This window comes from Micromonospora sp. IBHARD003, from assembly GCF_056106285.1.
The window spans coordinates 6,731,315-6,747,662 of record NZ_JBWBBX010000001.1 but is presented as its reverse complement, the minus strand read 5'-3'; the positions used below and the strand labels follow the sequence as shown (position 1 = coordinate 6,747,662).

Genomic DNA, 16,348 nt, shown 5'->3' with positions numbered 1-16,348 from the left:
CCCGGCTTCCGGCCCGTCCTCCGGCCGCCTGGGCCGGTCCGGACATGCCCGGCCTGTGATCCCCCTCACCCTCATCGCCGGTTCCGGTTTCCCGTACGCGTACCCTGGACCGCGGTGGTCTCCAACCACCGTCAACTGGACCGGAGTTGGGCCGACAGCACCACCGGAGGGCCGCACGCCCCCATTCCGGACCCCCGCACGGCGCGGGTACCTTGTGCCGGTGCGCGAACCGGGGAGCTGGCCGAGGCGGACCGGGGGCGGTCTGCTCTGCGCCTGTGCCTCCCTTCTGCTGAGTGCGGCGGGACACTCGGCCGCCGGCGGCCGACTGCCGGGCGCGGGCGCTCTGCTGCTCGTCCTCGGTGTTCTGACGGTCCTCGGGACCGCACTGTTCGGGGCGCGGCGGCGCAGGTTCGACCTCACGGTGCTGGCGCTCGCCGGGCTCCAGCTGGCACTGCACACGGCCTTCCGCCTGCTGTCCGCCGGGCACTCCCCGCACCTGCACACCGGCGGTCCCGTCCCTGCGGGATACGGGTCGGTGCACAGCAGCCACCCTTCCGGGACACCGATGCAGGGCATGGGCGCGCACACGGTGTCCGGCGGCGAGGCCGCCGCCGGTGCCACAGGGCACTCCATGACCACCGCCATGACCGCCGGACATGCGCTGGCGACCGTCGGGACCGCCGTGTGCCTGGTGTTCGGAGAGCGTTTGCTGCGGCGGCTCTCGGCCCTGCTGCGATCGGGCCTGTGCCGTCTCTCCCCCGGGGTCCTGCCGCTGCCTTCCCACCGCCGCCGCCGACCGGTGCCGGCGACGGACACGCACAGCCTCATCGCGGTGCTGCTCACCCGCTGCCGTCCCCGGCGCGGCCCTCCCCTGCTGGTCCCGGCCTGACCGCCTTCGTCACCGGCGGTCACGGCCCCCGCCCCCGGGCGGGTTACCGGCCTTTCCGCTCACCGCCGGACGCGCCGCCTTACGGCGCCCAGCACTTGGGGATCCCACACATGACTTCGACCATCGACAGACAGCCGCAGGACGACGACCCACCGGTCGACGCACCGCAGCCGGCCGCCACCGGGCGTTCCTGGCAGGGCGTGCGCGCCGTGCTCGTCCGGATGCACTTCTACGCCGGGGTGTTCGTCGCCCCGTTCCTCTTCGTCGCCGCCCTGACCGGGCTTCTGTACACCTTCACGCCGCAGCTCGACCAGCTGGTCTACGGCGACAAGCTGACCGTCGCTCAGGTCGGCGAGGCGCCGCGACCGCTCGCCGAGCAGATCGTGGCCGCCCGGGCGAAGTACCCCGGGGGATCGCTCGCCTCGGTGGTCACCCCGCCGGGACCGCAGGACACCACCCGGGTGGTGCTGTCGCTGCCCGAGCTCGGCGACAACCAGCGGACCGTGTTCGTCGACCCCTACACCGCCGAGGTGCGGGGTGACCTGACCACCTGGTTCGGCTCGACCCCGCTCACCACGTGGCTCGACGATCTGCACCGCAATCTCCATCTCGGGGAGACCGGCCGGCTGTACTCGGAGGCCGCGGCCAGCTGGCTGTGGGTGGTCGTCGCCGGCGGGCTCGTCCTGTGGCTGGGCCGCAGCCGGGGCCTGCGGGCGAAGTCGATCCGCGGTGTGCTCCTTCCCGACCGGACCGCGCGCGGCGTGCGTCGCACCCGCAGCCGGCACGCGGCGACCGGGGTGTGGCTCGCCCTCGGTCTGTTCTTCCTCAGTGCCACGGGCCTGACCTGGTCCGCGTACGCGGGCGAGCGGTTCGGACAGCTTCTCGACGCGGCCAAGGGCCATGCCCCCGAGCTCGACACCGTGCTGCCGGGCGCCACACCGCCGGCGGAGGACGAGCACGCCGGCCACGAAGGACACGAGGGCGCGGCGGCCGACGGCAAGGAGGCCGACGCCGATCCGGCCGCCTTCGACGCCGCGCTCAAGGTGGCCCGCGACGCAGGTCTCGGCGGGACCGTGGAGATCACACCGCCGGCGGACGCGTCCAGCGCCTGGGTCGTGGCGCAGGACGACGACACCTGGCCGGTCCACTACGACCAGGTCGCGGTCGATGTCGGGAAGAGCGAGGTCACCGCGCACTCCCGGTGGGCCGACTACCCCCTGCTCGCGAAGCTCAGCAAGCTGGGCGTCCAGGGGCACATGGGCGTCCTGTTCGGGATCGTCAACCAGATCCTGCTCGCCGCGGTGGCGATCGGGCTGATGCTGGTGGTCTTCTGGGGCTACCGCATGTGGTGGCAGCGGCGCCCCACGCGTACGGACCGCAGGGCACGGTTCGGCAAGGCGCCCGCCCGCGGCGTCTGGAGGCAACTGCCCCTGCCGGTGCTCGTCGTCGGTGTCCCCGCCGTGGCCGCGCTCGGCTGGGCGCTGCCGGTGCTGGGGGTGTCGCTGCTGGGCTTCCTGCTCGTCGACATCGCGGTGGGACTCGTCAGGAGGCGCCGGACGGCGGTCTGACACCCCGGGGAGGGCACACGCCGTGTTCCGTGTGTCCTCCCTCGACGGGTTTCCGTCCCGGAAGGACCGGGTGTTCTGTAAAGAACCTGGTGCTGTGGCCGGATGGGTTTGCCGGCCACAGCACTAGGGGGCTTCTGATGGATCTCCGCGGCGTCGCGACGCCCGGCACTCACTCTCGCCGCACCGGCCGAAAGCCCAAGTACGTCCCGTACGAGGGCTTCCAGCCGGCACCCCGAGAGCACGCACCGGACGCCGCTCCTTCCTCCACGGAGATCCATCAGAAACCCCCTAGCCGAGGAGGCCGGCCATCCATGCCTCGACCTCGTCCGACCGGCGGGGCAGTGCCGCGGACAGGTTCTCGTTGCCGTCCTCGGTGACGAGGATGTCGTCCTCGATGCGCACGCCGATGCCCCGGTACTCCTCGGGCACCGTGAGGTCGTCCTCCTGGAAGTAGAGGCCGGGCTCCACGGTCAGGCACATGCCCGGCTCCAGGGTGCCCTCGACGTACATCTCGGTGCGGGCGGCGGCGCAGTCGTGGACGTCCATGCCCAGCATGTGGCCGGTGCCGTGCATGGTCCAGCGCCGCTGGAGTCCCAGTTCCAGGACCTTCTCCACGTCCATGTCGCCGAGCAGGCCCCATTCGACCAGCCTGGTGGCGAGTACGCGCTGCGCGGCCTTGTGGAAGTCGCGGTAGTCGGCGCCCGGTTTCACGGCCTCGATACCGGCTTGCTGGGCTTCGTACACGGCGTCGTAGATCCTGCGCTGCACGGGTGTGAAGCGGCCGTTGACGGGCAGCGTGCGGGTGACGTCCGCGGTGTAGAGGTTGCGGGTCTCCACGCCCGCGTCGAGCAGAAGCAGTTCGCCGTCGCGCACCTTGCCGTCGTTGCGTACCCAGTGGATGGTGGTGGCGTGCGGGCCGGCGGCGGCGATCGTGCCGTAGCCGACGTCGTTGCCCTCGACGCGGGCACGCAGGAAGAACGTGCCCTCGATGTAGCGCTCCGATGTGGCCCTGGCCTTGTCGAGGGAGCGGACGACGTCCTCGAAGCCGCGCGCCGTGGCCTCGCAGGCGAAGCGCAGGTCGGCGATCTCGAAGTCGTCCTTGATCCGGCGCATTTCGGAGAGGAAGACGCGGAACTCCTCGTCGCGCTCGGCGGTGACCTTGTCGGTCAGGGCCTCCTCGATGCCGGCGTCGTAGCCGCGCAGCAGGCGGACCGGGCCGGTGGCTTCCCTGAGGGTGTCGGCGAGGGTACGGACGTCCTTGCAGGGCAGGCCGAGGAGCCGCTCGTTCTCGGTGAGGCTGTTGCGGCGGCCGTCCCACAGCTCGCCCCGGCCGGAGAGCCAGAACTCGCCGTTCTCCCGGTCGGACCGGGGCAGCAGATAGGCGGTGGCCTCGTGTCCGCCGGACTTGCCGGGTTCCAGGACCAGTACGGCGTCCTCGGTCTGATCGCCGGTCAGATACGTGTAGTCGGAGGAGGGGCGGAAGCGGTAGTCCGTGTCATTGGCGCGGATCTTCAGGCCGCCCGCCGGGATCACCAAGCGCTCGCCGGGGAAGCGGGCCGAGAGGTCGGCGCGACGGCGTGCGGTGTGCGCTGCCTGGGGGATGGGGGTGAGGTCGTGCCGCTCGGTGTCGGCCCAGCCCTGCCGCATGTTCTCCGCGAGTTCGTCGCTCACCCCTCTCTCGAGGCGGTTCTTCCGCTGCTCTATGGCCTCGGCGTCGTCGCCCTCGGGGTTCTCCGGCACCTGGAGTTCCTGGTCCTTCCCCTGGCTCATGGACGTCCCCTCGGTCATCACTGCCTCCTGAAAATCGACCACGACCACCACTGGAACATATGCGGTCGGTCGCCATCGTAGGGGCGCCCGCAGCAGGGGGGAGTTTCAGCCGATGAGACACGACGGCTGCAAATCGACCCTCATCGAAGGGATGTCAGGGGTCGGCAGGTTGGCTGAAATTAGACCTTCGGCGGCGCCGCGTCCCCACCGTGTACTTCCGCACCGCGCTGCCGGATGAGGGAAACAGATCGAGTACGACCGGCGCATCACTCGAACGGCGCGATGACCATGCGCCACCCTCACCATGGCCGATCAGGGTCATTCGGAGTGCACAAGAGGCCACATACAAAACACTCACCTCGCGTCAGGTGAAACGAATTCGATGACCGTCGAGGCCCCTGTGGGCAGGCCACACCAAGCTGATTCCAAGATGGGTGTCGCGTTGCGAAGTCCCTGGTCAGCCCTTTTCTGAGGTGTATTCAAGGTATTGACACCCGATGATCGCCCGCCTAGCATGACGAGCCGCCACATAGGGCAGGGGCACGGGGGGATCGTGCAGCCGACAGAAGTCGGCCGGCTCCATTAACGTGAAGCACGACCAGATTTTGTGCCCGAGATCTTCGGGACCTTTCGAGCTGCCCATTTTTCACCGACGGGGGAAATGTGTCCGAGAGTGCGCCGGGGTTGAATTCTGGACTCGGGTCCTACTTACGGTTGCTGAGATCGCCCGGTGCCGGTGCCCTGGCCTTCTGGGGGATGATCGGCCGATTTCCGATCGCCATGCGCTCCATCGGCTGCCTCATGCTCGTCTCGGCCGTCACCGGATCACTGGGCGACGCGGGCACGGTGGCCGCCGCGATGCTCATCTCCCAGGGAATCGCCGCCCCTTTCCTCGGACGCCTGGCAGACCGGCACAGCCAGCGCAGAGTGCTGCTCACCACGTGCCTGGGGCACGCCGTGGGAATGACCCTGTTGCTGATGTCGGTCGGGCTCGAGGCCCCGCTGGGCGCGATGGTCGCCGCGGCGGTGGTCACCGGGTGCACCTCGGTCTCGTTCACCGGGTTCATGCGGGCGCGCTGGGCGGCGTTCGTGGACCAGGGGGTGCTGCGCACGGCCTATGCCATGGAGTCCATGCTGGACGACACGATCTTCCTGCTCGGGCCGCTGCTTGTCACGGCGCTGGCCTCGTCGGTTCACCCGTCCGCGGGTCTGATCGCCTGTGTCGCGCTGACCGTGACCGGCTCGGTCGTGGTGGCGACGCACCGCAAGTCCGAGCCGGCGAACGCGCCGGCACGTGGCGGCACACCCCGCCGGGCGATCACCGTACCCGGCGTCTGGGTACTGATGATCACGTACGCGGGGATGGGCTTCCTGTTCGGCGCCGTCGACGTCACGATGATCGCGTTCGCCCAGGAACGTTCGGAGTCGGGCCTCGGTGGTGTGCTGCTGGCGCTGATCGCGGTGGGCAGCCTCGTCGCCGGCGGAGTCTACGGAGCCATCAACTGGCGTCTCTCCCAGGCCAGGTTGCTCGTGGTCACCACCTGTGTGCTGACGCTCAGCGCGGTCCCGCTGGCCCTCGCGGACTCGTTCGTGCCGATGGCCTTCCTCGCCGTGGTGGCCGGGGTCGCGATCTCCCCGGCGCTGATCGCGGGCAGCACCCTTCTCGAGTCGGTCGCACCGAAGGGCGCCCTGTCGGAGGCGTTCTCCTGGCTCAACAGCTGCGGTGCACTCGGCATCGCGTCGGGTACGGCCGCCGGTGGATATCTGGCCGAGTCCGGCACGTCCGCACACGCGGCCTGGGCGGGAACCGTCGGCGGATGCCTCGCCCTGGCACTGAGTCTCGCCGGACAGCCGGCGTTCAGGAGGAGTGAGCCGGCGCGGGAGCCGGCGTCGGAATCGGAAATGGCAGCAGCAGACAAGTGAACGACGAGGACAGAGTTGTGAGTACAGCACATCCTGTGTCCGGACGGGACGGCCTCAGGGGCCTACCGGTTCCCCGGATCTCGTTCGACGAGTTCATGGCGTTCGGGCGCCAGGCCCTGATCAGGGCCGACGTCCCGGTGATCATCACACTGCCCCAGGGCACCGAGGGACTGGGCCGCGACGGTGTGGCCGAGCGCCTCGGCGACATGATGGTCACCCTGTTCACCGAGCCGAGCAACAAGCAGAACTCCCGGCGGTGGACCACGAGGGAGATCAGGCTTCGTGAGTTCTTCGAGGACGAGCGGTACATGGCCGATCCCGGTACCTGGAACCGTATCGTCTCGAACTTCCGCAACAGCCCTGCCGACGTCAACGCGATCCTCGGCTTCGACGCCGGGCGGCTCTTCGACTACCGGGGCCCGATGAACGCCGCCAACCTGTGGATCAGCCACAAGGGCGTGTTCACCCAGAGCCACTTCGACGAGCTCGAGAACTTCAACATATGCCTGGAGGGCCGCAAGCGGTTCGTCCTGGCGCCTCCCGGGTTCCGGGAGTACTACCCGAGGTCCCTGCGGCACGGGTTCGGCGACAAGTCCCGGGTCTTCGACTTCGACGAGGTGGACCGGGCGCGCTACCCGAAGCTCGCTGCGAAGCTCACCCAGCGGCGCGAACTGGTCCTGGAGCCCGGCCAGATGCTCTACCTCCCGCTCGGCTGGTGGCATCAGGCCGAATCACTGGACGACCTGAACATCAACATGAACTTCTGGCTCCGGGACGCCAAGATCTTCCGTCGGCCCTACGTCCTCGGCGTAGCGGTCTACACCGCGGTGTACCGGAAGCTCAGGGGCGTCTACAACTACGAACCGGTGGGGGCTGCCTCATGACCGAGCGCGAGACGATCACCCCCGCCCACCGCTACCGCAACAACGACAAGCTGATCGGTGTCGGCAACGCGTTCTGGGACATGTCGGAACGGAGCGGCCTGGCCGGAATCGTCGCCGACTTCGACACCGAGTCAGGTGTCCTGCGCACCGCCGAAGGCCATGAGTTCATCCCCGCGGGCCACGAGTTCGTCAACTTCAGCTGCTGCTCGTACCTGGATCTCGACTCCCATCCCCGGGTGATCGAGGGCGGCATCGACGCGATGCGCCGCTACGGCGTGCTCGACCACTGCATCGCACGCAGCCGGGTGCAGATCCCCGCCATGCGGGAACTGGAGACGTCGCTGGGCGAGCTGTTCGACTCCCAGGTCGTCTGCTCCATCGCCGCCAGCACCGCGACCTTCGGTCTGCTCCCCCTGATCGCTTCCGGCCATCTGGGGGACGGCACCCGGCCGTTGATGGTCTTCGACAAGAACGCACACGTGTCAATGGCCAACGTCAAGCCGGTCTGTGCCGACGAGACCGAGGTCGTCACCTCCCGCCACCACGACCTCGACTTCATCGAGGACATGTGCAGGAAGTACGCCCGGGTCGCCTACGTCTGCGACGGCAGCGACAGCCTGGGCGGCTATGCACCGGTCAAGGAACTCGCCGAACTCCAGGACAGATACGGCCTGCTGGTCTACTACGACGACTCGCACTCGCTCTCGGCGTACGGCGAGCGCGGCATCGGCTACGTCCGCACGCACAACCCGGTCCGGGACGCGCGCACCATCACGGTGGTCACGCTCAACAAGGCGTTCGGAACCAGCGGCGCGGCGATCGTGCTCGACGGGCAGTCGAAGGAGGCACTGCGCATCATCGAGCGTTTCGGCGGCGCACTGAACTACTCGCAGTTGCTGAACACCGCGTCCGTCGGCGCCGGACTCGCATCGGCGGAGATCCACCGGACCCCTGAACTGACCGCACTGCAGAAACGTCTCTACACCCATATCGAGCTCTTCGACTCACTGATCCACACCGAGCAGGGCGGCAGCACCTTCCCGATCCGGCTTGTCCCGATGAGCGACGCACTTGTCATCGAGTCGGGCCGCCGTGTGATCGAAGCCGGGTTCTACGTCTCGCCGGTGTTCTTCCCGATCGTCGCGCGCGGCACGGCGGGGCTGCGCGTCATGATGCGCGCGGGGCAGACCGAACAGCAGATCCGCGACCTGTGCAAGGTGCTGGCCGAGGTGGGTGCCCGGCCCGCGGGCCCGGCCGCGGACGGGGCGGGCCGGTGAACGCCACCGCCCGCGCGATCCCGCGCAGCATCCTGTACACGCCCGCGCTCTCCCTCGACCAGGTCGTCAAGGCCTGGTCGTACGACGCGGACGTGCACCTCATCGACCTCGAGGACGCGGTCCCGCCGCAGGAGAAGGCCGGGGCGCGGAAGACATGCCGGGCTGCCCTGGAGAAGGCGCCCACACCGGCGAACATCGCGGTGCGCGTCAACCAGCTGGGCAGCATCGAGGCGGTACGCGACCTCACGATGCTCTCCGGGTGCCCGGTCACACCCGGCTTCATCGTGATGACCATGGTGGAATCCGCGGTCGAGGTCACGCTGATGCGCGGCATCCTCGCATCGGCGGGAGCGCGTCCGCAGTTCTACGTGACCCTGGAGACCCCCGGGGCCGTCGCGGACGTCGACGCGATCGCGGCAGCCGCCGACGGCCTGGTGTTCGGCTCGGCCGACCTGGCCGCCACCCTGGGCGTCGAGATCACCTGGGCGGGCATGCTCGCGGCCCGGCAGGCGATGGCCATGGCCTGCGCCCGCTACGGCACGGCGTGTATCGACACCGCCAACTACCGGCTCGCCGAACCCGCCGTGCTGGGCGAGGAGATCGACCGTATCCGCGAACTCGGATTCCAGGGCAAGGCGACCGTGCACCCGGGCGAGCTCGACGTGATCAACCGTGCCCTGCGGCCCGCCCCGGAAGGGCTGCGCCAGGCCCGGCGTGTCACCGAGGCCGTCCAGGCGGCGCACGGCGGAATCGCGGTCCTGGACGGGAACATGATCGGCCCGCCCTTCGCCCGTCTGGCGCGTACGACGGTGGCGCTCGGGGACGCGTGGACGCGGCGGTTCGGCCCCGCCGACGCCTCACTCGGCGCCGACCACCCGCACCGCACGGCCGAGGAGGTAGTCCATGACCATCATTGAGGACATCACGGCGGCCGACGGGGGCATCACAGGCGTGCGCCCGGGGACCGTGCGTCCCCTCTCGGTCGCCGTCATCGGCACCGGGGTCATCGGGCAGGACCTCGTGAGCAAGGTGCACCGCTCCGACGTCCTGGAGTGCCACCTGGTGGCCGGTCGCAGCCCCGGCTCCGCGGGCCTCAGGCACGCCGCCGGGCTCGGCTGTCCGACCACGGCGGACGGGATCGACGCGGTACTCGCCGCCCCGCGGGCATTCGACGTGGTCTTCGACGCCACCAACGCCATGTCGCACGCGGAGCACTGGCGGCTGCTCGAACCGCTCGGCACACTGCTCGTCGACCTGACCCCCAGCAAGGTCGGGCAGATGGTGGTGCCGACGGTGACGGGGATGCAGCCCCCGGCCGTGCGCAACGTCAATCTGATCAGCTGCGGCGGGCAGGCGTCGGTTCCCGTCGCGCACGCGCTCGCCGGCCGGTTCGACGTGGAGTACGTCGAGGTCGTCTCCACCGTGGCCTCCACCATCGCCGGGCGGGCGACCCGGCTCAACCTCGACGAGTACGTCGCGACCACCCAGCACGCCCTGACCGCGTTCTCCGGCGTGCGCGACACCAAGGCGATCCTGAACATCAGCCCCGCCGTACCGCCTGCGACGTTCCGGACTGCCGTCCACGCGGTCGTCAAGGGAGCCGACGCCGGGGCGGTACGTACGGTGGTCGCCGAAGCGGCCGAACGGGTACGCGCGTTCCAGCCCGGCTACGAGGTCGTGGCCTGCGCGGTGCACGGCGACCGGATCGTGGTGTCGCTCGAGGTCATCGCGCACAGCGACGTACTGCCGCCGTACGCGGGGAACCTGGACATCATCAACTCGGCCGCCGTCATGGTCGCCGAGCAGCACGCGGTACGGCTCTCCCGGCTCACCCGGGCGGGGGTCGGCGGATGAGCGAGGTGGTGATCCACGACCCGACCCTGCGCGACGGGCAGCACGCGGTACGGCACCGGCTCGGCGTCGCCGCGCTGCGCGGCTACGCGGAAGCCGCCGACGCGGCGGGGATCCCGGTGGTGGAGGTGGGCCACGGCAACGGCCTTGGCGCCTCATCGATCCAGGTCGGTGAAGCGGCCGTCAGCGACGACGAGATGCTGTCGACCGTGCGGGAGGCCCTGCGCACCAGCAGGATGGGCGTCTTCATGCTGCCGGGCTGGGGTACCTCGGCCGATCTGCGCAAGGCGGTGGCACACGGCGCCGACGTCTTCCGTATCGGCGTGCACTGCACCGAGACCTCACTGGCCGAGCGCCACCTCGGGTTCCTGCGGGACGAAGGCGCCGACGTGCACTGCGTGCTGATGATGAGTCATATGGCGACGGCCGCCGAGCTGGCCGAACACGCCGCGAACGCCGTGGAGTACGGGGCGCGGGCGGTCGGCATCATGGACTCCGCCGGGCACTTCCTGCCCCGGGACGTCACCGAGCGGATCGGTGCGATCGCGGGCGCCGTCGACGTACCCGTGATCTTCCACGGGCACAACAACCTCGACCTGGCGGTCGCCAACTCCCTGGCCGCCGCCGAGGCGGGTGCCACGATCATCGACGGCTGTGCACGCGGTTTCGGTGCCGGGGCGGGCAACACCCGGCTGGAGGTGCTCGTCCCCGTCCTGGAGCGCAGCGGGTTCCGGACGGGCATCGACCTGTACGCGCTGCTGGACGCCGCCGGGTTCGCGGAGCGCGAGCTCATGCCCGCGCCACCGCTGACCGGCCCGCTGAGCATCGTCAGCGGTCTGGCCGGGGTGTTCTCGGGGTTCAGGCACCAGGTCCTCGACCGCGCGGAACGCGCCGGGGTCGACCCGAGGGACGTGTTCTTCGAGCTGGGCAGGCGCCAGGCGATCGCCGGCCAGGAGGACCTGATCGTGGACGTGGTGGCGGACCTCTGCGCCCGCGCGGAAGGCAGGCCCGGATGACGGTACCGGTGACGATCACCGCGGCGGACATGGCGGGCGAGGACCGTCTGGTGCGTGTGGTCGACGCGCTGGCCGAGGTGTTCGCCGATCTCTCCGCGGGCCGGACGGCCTCGCCGTCCCGGACCGTCGTCCGGCACGGTCCGCAGCGGGAGCTGCTCGCCGGGACGGCCGTCTGGGAGCGGCGCGGGGTGGGCAGTGTCAAAATCACCACGCTGACCCCGGACAACCCGGACCGCGGCCTCCCGTTGATCCACGGTGTGGTCGTGCTGACCGATCTGGAGACCGGCCGGGTCACGGCGCTGCTGGACGGCGCCGAGCTGACCGCCGTCCGCACCGGAGCGGTCGCGGCCCTCGCGACGCGTCTGTGCACCCCGGAGGACGCCGGGGACCTCGCCGTGGTCGGGGCCGGAGTGCAGGCACGGGCGCTGGTGAGGGCGGTGTCGGCGGTTCGCCCGGTCCGCTCGGTGCGGGTGTTCTCCCGCACCCGGGCCCGTACGGACGCCTTCGCCGCGTGGGTGCGGGAGACCACGGGCGGCGGGGTGAGGGTCACGGTGTGCGGTACGGCCCGGGAAGCCGTGGTGGGCGCCGAGATCGTCTGTACGACGACCTCGACCAGCGACAGCGCACCGCTGGTTGCGGCCGACTGGATAGCCCCCGGGGCACATGTCAACGTGATCGGCGGGACCCACGAGGACGCGGTCGAGGTCGAACCCGCCCTGCTGGCGGACGCGTTCGTCCTGGTGGAGCAGCGGGCCGCCGCGGTCGCGGAGGCGGCCGAGGTCCGTGCCGCGCTCGCCGCCGGGCTGATCGGCGAGCACCACCTCCACGAGCTGGGGGCCCTGGTGGACGGTGCGGTCCGCAGGGGCGGCCGTACGTCGGTGTTCCGCGGCGTCGGCATGGCCGTCGAGGACACGGCCGCCGCCGCTGCGCTCTACGAGGCGGTGGGGTCCTGCGGCGTCTGATGCCCCGCCTCGCGGCAGCGGACCATGAAGGAGCGTTCGAACACGATGACCGGCTCGCCGGTCGACTTGGCTCCGGTCGTCTCCACGGTGATGATCCCCTGCCCGGGGCGGGACGCGGACAGCCGCTTGTGCAGGATCCGGCTCGTCGCGTACAGCGTGTCGCCGACGTACACCGGGTCCTTCAGACGCACTTTGTCCCAGCCCAGATTGGCCACCGCCCGTGCCGACAGCGCCTGTACGGTCATGCCGCCGACCAGACACAGTGTGATCCCGCTGTTGACCAGCACCCGTCCGTACTCGGCGCCCTCCCCGTAGGCGCGGTCGAAGTGCAGGGGGTGCTGGTTCATCGTCAGGAGCGTCAGCCAGGTGTTGTCGGTCTCGGTGATGGTGCGGCCCGGCCAGTGCCGGATCACCATGCCCGGCTCGAAGTCCTCGTAGTCCCCACCGTGTTCCTCGGCGTACTCGTTCCCCTGCACATGACGCAATGTCATATGTGGTACTCCCCTGTCCGGAACGGCAGTTGGTATGCGGTCAGACCGTACGCTATTCACCTCGCGGGCCGGTCCGACCCGGGACAAAGGCCGAACCGCACCGTGTTGGGGGGTCCCAAACGGGCCGGAGAGGTCAGGGGGAATGTATGAGCGCGCTGGTGGAAATCGGTCATCAGGGGGCGACGGGCCACCCGTGGTTCGGCGGGCACCGCATCGCCCCGCCGGAGGTGCCCGCCGACACGATCCGCCGGATGCTGGACCACGAGATACGCGACACCGGATGGCCGTACCAGCGGCTGCTGCCCGCGGCGCCCTTCGTACTTCCCCGGACGTCGTACGCGGAGCTGTTCCGGGTCACCGTGGCTCTGCTCGATCTGGTGCGCCGTACCGCCCTGGAGGCGGCATCCACCACGGAGGGCAGACTGGCGGCGTACCGCATGCCGGAGAGCGAGCATCAGCTGTTCATGGCGGACCGGTTCGCCGAGGAGCGGTACGCGGACTGTGTGACGCGGCCGGACGTGGTGATCGGCCCGAACGGCCCGCAGTTCCTGGAGTTCAACGTCAGCGGGGCCCTCGGCGGGCCGGTGGAGGTGCGTTCCCGCCTGGAGGTGTGGCGCAAGCTCTACGCCGATGACCGGGGCAGCGTCCCGTTCCACAGCGAGGACCCCTTCGTCGTCCGCACCGGGATGTTCCGCGACCTGTGCGCGGAACTGGGGGCGCCACCCCGGGTGGCGATCCTCGGCAGCGCCCGCGACCAGGGCGGACTGACCCGGTACTTCGACATGCAGACCGACTACTTCAACAGCCGTGGCCTGACGGCGCGTTTCTTCGAACCCGAGGATCTGCACCAGGCCTGGGACTGCCCGCCGCAGCTGCGCTACCGGGTCGGACTGCGGGACTTCACCATTCCGGACTGGGCCGAGCTCGGCATCGGCACCGCCCCGGTGCAGGACGCCCTGGACCACGGCTGTCTGCTCGTGGGCACCCAGACTTCCACGTTCCTGTCCAGCAAACTCACCCTGGGCATGCTGTCGGAGGGCCGGCCGTGGATGAGCTCGGCCGAGAAGGCACTGGTCGAGACCTATCTGCCGTGGACGCGGGTGGTGTCCGACCGCTGGACGCACCGGGGTAACCGGAAGGTCGACCTCGTCCGGTACGCCGTGGACAACCGGGAGTCGCTGGTGCTCAAGGAAAGCATCGGGATGAGCGGCAAGCAGGTTGTCATCGGACGTGAGACGGACCAGGCACGGTGGGAGGCAGCGGTGGCCGGTGCCGCCGCCGGCGGCACCGGCATCGTCCAGGAGTTCGTGGCCCCCCGTACCTGCCGGCTGGCGATGGCCGCGGACGGCTCGGCCGAGACGTACGACGCCGATGTCGCCCCCGTACTCGGGCCGCTGCTGTTCGGCGGACGCCCGGCGGGCATCCTCGCCCGTTTCTTCGGCGACGGCAGCGCGGGCGTCGTCACCGTCCACGGCACACACAGCTATGACAACTGCGTGGTGGCGGTCTAGTGCTGTGGCCGGATAGGTTTGCCGGGAAGCTCGCGGCGTCCGGTGCGGTGTATCGCAAGGCGGAGGATCGGCCTTGTACTGGATGTACTCGGGTGATTCGACAACGCAGCGAGACGCCGTGCAGGGCGCCGCGAGCCGGTGAACCTATCCGGTCACAGCACTAGGGAGCTTCTGACGGATCTCCGCGGCGTCGCGACGCCCGGCACTCACTCTCACCGCACCGGTCGCCGCTCCTTCCTCCACGGAGATCCATCAGAAACCCCCTGGCCCGGACAGGACCTAAGGGCCGGCTCGGCGACAGCTCACTGGATCAGGTCGGTGTGCGGATGCTCCGGAGATGCCGGGCAGACATAGAGCTGCATGTTGTCGGTGCTACCGACTTGGACCGCGGTCGGCTGGTCGGGGCTCTGGCCGGCGACGCGACCGGCGGACGCTGCGGCTTGGTCCTCGTACGGTACCCAGCTGCCAGAACCGCCGTCCCATTCGAAGGAGGCGATGGTCAGTAGTGGGACCATCCGGGTGTCGCAGGTCGCGCAGAAGCGGGGATACGAGTCGGTGCGGCCCCATGGGGGCCAGCCGCCGACCTTCCAGCCGGGAGCGTCAGCCAGCTCTGCGTCGTAGAACTCCTGCGGATAGTCCGCGTACGAACTGTCCACGCCGACGTCAGCTGCCTGCCATCTGCTCCAGTCCCCGACCAGTTGCCCCAACTCCGCGCTCAGATCGAAGGAGTTGGGGTACTCGGTGATCTGTTCCGGTGCCAGCAGGCACGGCTCCGGCACATAGCAGCCTCCCCATTCCGCCTCATACGGTTCCGGCGGCACGGCGAGGACATCGCCCACCTCCGCGGCGCACCGCCAGAACAGTGCGGTCGAAGGCTTGGCATCCGGTTCGTGGTCGTGAGGGCACCACAACACCTGGAGCACGTCAGCCTGTCCGGGCGGCCGCAACAGGGGTACATCACGCACATACAGCTGAGCCACGGGCAGCATGGGTACCGGGCACTCCGCAGACGGAGGGCCGGGTCGAGTCGCTCCCTGAGCACCGCGTCGTTGCGCTCCTTGACCGCCAACTCCTCAGGCGTGTACTCAGGGCCTTCGGGATCACGGTGCAGCCGGGCCAGCCTGTGTCTTTCGAGTCGAACTGCCGCCGGGTACTCGCGGAAGCCGCTGTCCTGGTGTTGTGCGCTCTCGCAGTGCGGCCACGACTCTTCCGCGGGCCACAGCAACGGCCCCCCGACCGAGCTGTCCCGCACCGAAGGCGACCCGGCACGCGGGTGCAGCCGTATTGCGGCTCGCGCCAACGGAGCCAGCTCAGGAAACACCGCGGTGACATCGAACCGCCGCGGCGGAGTCGTGCGTACGAAAGCCATGTCGACGATCCTGCCACCCGCCACCGACAGTTCCCCCGAGGCATCCGCCGGCCAGGCCCCAAGGGATCCGGTTTGATCACTTGGCGTCCAAGGCGGCCCAGGATGCGACGGGTGACGGGCGGATCCGTCTGGGGAAATGGGCGGCTGGACCCCGTTGGTACGCGGTACGGTGCGCCGATGTCAGCGATCAAGAAGTTCCAAGTCACCTTCGACTGCGCAGAACCTGAGCGCCTAGCTCGTTTCTGGTGTGAAGTGTTGGGGTACGTGATGCCGCCGCCACCGGAGGGGTTCGCCACCTGGGACGATTTCAACCGCACCCTGCCTCCTGAGAAGCGGGGATCATGGTTCGCCTGCAGTGATCCCTCAGGCGTGGGTCCGCGCCTGCTCTTCCAGCGCGTCCCCGAAGGAAAGGTCGTCAAGAATCGGGTGCATCTCGATGTCCGGGTCGGCACCGGTCTCGTGGGGGACGAGCGCCTCGCCACACTCGAAGCCGAGTGCGCACGACTGGTCGCACTCGGCGCCACCCACGTGCGAACGCTGTATGCCGATGAGGAAAACGAGTCGTGCATCCCGATGCTGGACATCGAGGGCAACGAGTTCTGTATCGACTGACCATTCCCCGGGCCGGGAGGGTGGGGCGCCACCTTCCCTGGGCCTCTCCGGTCTTGTAGGGGGCAGGAGTTACCCCGCAAGGGCGAGGTTGTGCAGCGGGACGGTGCCGAGCATGTCGGCGTGAACGCCGTGTTGTGCTCCTCTTTCCAAGCCGTCGGTACCAGCTTGCCGAACTGCCCCGGGCTCAGCCCAGTGAACGGGGCCATCCAGGCCGGCTCCGGTGCC

At 69.7% G+C, this 16,348-nt stretch carries 14 protein-coding genes; 11 read left to right on the top strand and 3 right to left on the bottom strand.

The window, feature by feature from the left end:
• Positions 1–220 precede the first annotated feature (220 nt).
• Complete coding sequence (locus ACTWOL_RS29620) at positions 221–889, top strand: hypothetical protein (RefSeq protein WP_474299896.1); 669 nt, start codon at positions 221–223, stop codon at positions 887–889.
• A gap of 110 nt (positions 890–999) precedes the next feature.
• Positions 1,000–2,457, top strand: a complete 1,458-nt coding sequence (locus ACTWOL_RS29615) for a PepSY-associated TM helix domain-containing protein (protein ID WP_474299895.1) — start codon at positions 1,000–1,002, stop codon at positions 2,455–2,457.
• A 288-nt stretch (positions 2,458–2,745) separates the two neighbouring features.
• Here the strand turns inward: ACTWOL_RS29615 and ACTWOL_RS29610 are convergent, their stop codons facing one another.
• Positions 2,746–4,245, bottom strand: coding sequence for an aminopeptidase P family protein (locus ACTWOL_RS29610; RefSeq protein WP_474299893.1), 1,500 nt, complete (start codon positions 4,243–4,245; stop codon positions 2,746–2,748).
• A 738-nt stretch (positions 4,246–4,983) separates the two neighbouring features.
• On the opposite strand from ACTWOL_RS29610, the gene ACTWOL_RS29605 reads away from it, so the two are divergent.
• The 7 genes from ACTWOL_RS29605 (at position 4,984) to ACTWOL_RS29575 (ending at position 12,140) form a co-directional block, all read left to right on the top strand.
• Positions 4,984–6,150 carry an MFS transporter gene (locus ACTWOL_RS29605; protein WP_474299892.1) on the top strand — a complete coding sequence of 389 codons (1,167 nt, stop codon included), beginning with the start codon at positions 4,984–4,986 and terminating at the stop codon, positions 6,148–6,150.
• Between the two features lie 77 nt (positions 6,151–6,227).
• Positions 6,228–7,034, top strand: a complete 807-nt coding sequence (locus tag ACTWOL_RS29600) for a cupin-like domain-containing protein (protein ID WP_474301283.1) — start codon at positions 6,228–6,230, stop codon at positions 7,032–7,034.
• Complete coding sequence (locus ACTWOL_RS29595; RefSeq protein WP_474299891.1) at positions 7,031–8,311, top strand: 8-amino-7-oxononanoate synthase family protein; 1,281 nt, start codon at positions 7,031–7,033, stop codon at positions 8,309–8,311. Before ACTWOL_RS29600 ends, ACTWOL_RS29595 begins: the two co-directional genes overlap by 4 nt.
• On the top strand, positions 8,308–9,228 hold the full coding sequence (locus ACTWOL_RS29590) for an HpcH/HpaI aldolase/citrate lyase family protein (RefSeq protein WP_474299890.1): 921 nt from the start codon (positions 8,308–8,310) through the stop codon (positions 9,226–9,228). The genes ACTWOL_RS29595 and ACTWOL_RS29590 overlap by 4 nt, the downstream gene beginning before the upstream one ends.
• Positions 9,215–10,165 carry an acetaldehyde dehydrogenase (acetylating) gene (locus tag ACTWOL_RS29585; protein ID WP_474299889.1) on the top strand — a complete coding sequence of 317 codons (951 nt, stop codon included), beginning with the start codon at positions 9,215–9,217 and terminating at the stop codon, positions 10,163–10,165. The genes ACTWOL_RS29590 and ACTWOL_RS29585 overlap by 14 nt, the downstream gene beginning before the upstream one ends.
• The gene (dmpG, locus tag ACTWOL_RS29580; RefSeq protein ID WP_474299888.1) at positions 10,162–11,178 is read left to right on the top strand and encodes a 4-hydroxy-2-oxovalerate aldolase; all 1,017 of its coding nucleotides are present in this window, start codon (positions 10,162–10,164) and stop codon (positions 11,176–11,178) included. The genes ACTWOL_RS29585 and dmpG overlap by 4 nt, the downstream gene beginning before the upstream one ends.
• On the top strand, positions 11,175–12,140 hold the full coding sequence (locus ACTWOL_RS29575; RefSeq protein ID WP_474299886.1) for an ornithine cyclodeaminase family protein: 966 nt from the start codon (positions 11,175–11,177) through the stop codon (positions 12,138–12,140). The genes dmpG and ACTWOL_RS29575 overlap by 4 nt, the downstream gene beginning before the upstream one ends.
• Here the strand turns inward: ACTWOL_RS29575 and ACTWOL_RS29570 are convergent.
• The gene (locus ACTWOL_RS29570; RefSeq protein WP_474299885.1) at positions 12,110–12,631 is read right to left on the bottom strand and encodes a MaoC family dehydratase; all 522 of its coding nucleotides are present in this window, start codon (positions 12,629–12,631) and stop codon (positions 12,110–12,112) included. The genes ACTWOL_RS29575 and ACTWOL_RS29570 overlap by 31 nt on opposite strands.
• 146 nt (positions 12,632–12,777) lie before the next feature.
• Between ACTWOL_RS29570 and ACTWOL_RS29565 the strand changes: the two genes are divergently transcribed.
• Positions 12,778–14,142 carry a hypothetical protein gene (locus ACTWOL_RS29565; RefSeq protein WP_474299884.1) on the top strand — a complete coding sequence of 455 codons (1,365 nt, stop codon included), beginning with the start codon at positions 12,778–12,780 and terminating at the stop codon, positions 14,140–14,142.
• 302 nt (positions 14,143–14,444) lie between these two features.
• On the opposite strand, the gene ACTWOL_RS29560 is transcribed toward ACTWOL_RS29565, so the two are convergent.
• A complete protein-coding gene (locus tag ACTWOL_RS29560) occupies positions 14,445–15,122 on the bottom strand; it encodes a hypothetical protein (protein WP_474299883.1) in 678 nt (225 codons plus the stop codon).
• 566 nt (positions 15,123–15,688) lie between these two features.
• Here ACTWOL_RS29560 and ACTWOL_RS29555 point away from each other — a divergent pair.
• Positions 15,689–16,123, top strand: a complete 435-nt coding sequence (locus ACTWOL_RS29555; RefSeq protein ID WP_474299882.1) for a VOC family protein — start codon at positions 15,689–15,691, stop codon at positions 16,121–16,123.
• Positions 16,124–16,348 lie beyond the last annotated feature (225 nt).

Bases quoted from the DNA above. Each gene is read 5' to 3' on its own strand.
- ACTWOL_RS29605 (WP_474299892.1), top strand. From the start codon at position 4,984: ATGATCGGCCGATTTCCGATCGCCATGCGCTCCATCGGCTGCCTCATG.
- ACTWOL_RS29610 (WP_474299893.1), bottom strand. From the start codon at position 4,245: ATGACCGAGGGGACGTCCATGAGCCAGGGGAAGGACCAGGAACTCCAG.
- ACTWOL_RS29595 (WP_474299891.1), top strand. From the start codon at position 7,031: ATGACCGAGCGCGAGACGATCACCCCCGCCCACCGCTACCGCAACAAC.
- ACTWOL_RS29570 (WP_474299885.1), bottom strand. From the start codon at position 12,631: ATGACATTGCGTCATGTGCAGGGGAACGAGTACGCCGAGGAACACGGT.
- dmpG (WP_474299888.1), top strand. From the start codon at position 10,162: ATGAGCGAGGTGGTGATCCACGACCCGACCCTGCGCGACGGGCAGCAC.
- ACTWOL_RS29615 (WP_474299895.1), top strand. From the start codon at position 1,000: ATGACTTCGACCATCGACAGACAGCCGCAGGACGACGACCCACCGGTC.
- ACTWOL_RS29565 (WP_474299884.1), top strand. From the start codon at position 12,778: ATGAGCGCGCTGGTGGAAATCGGTCATCAGGGGGCGACGGGCCACCCG.
- ACTWOL_RS29555 (WP_474299882.1), top strand. From the start codon at position 15,689: ATGTCAGCGATCAAGAAGTTCCAAGTCACCTTCGACTGCGCAGAACCT.
- ACTWOL_RS29575 (WP_474299886.1), top strand. From the start codon at position 11,175: ATGACGGTACCGGTGACGATCACCGCGGCGGACATGGCGGGCGAGGAC.
- ACTWOL_RS29585 (WP_474299889.1), top strand. From the start codon at position 9,215: ATGACCATCATTGAGGACATCACGGCGGCCGACGGGGGCATCACAGGC.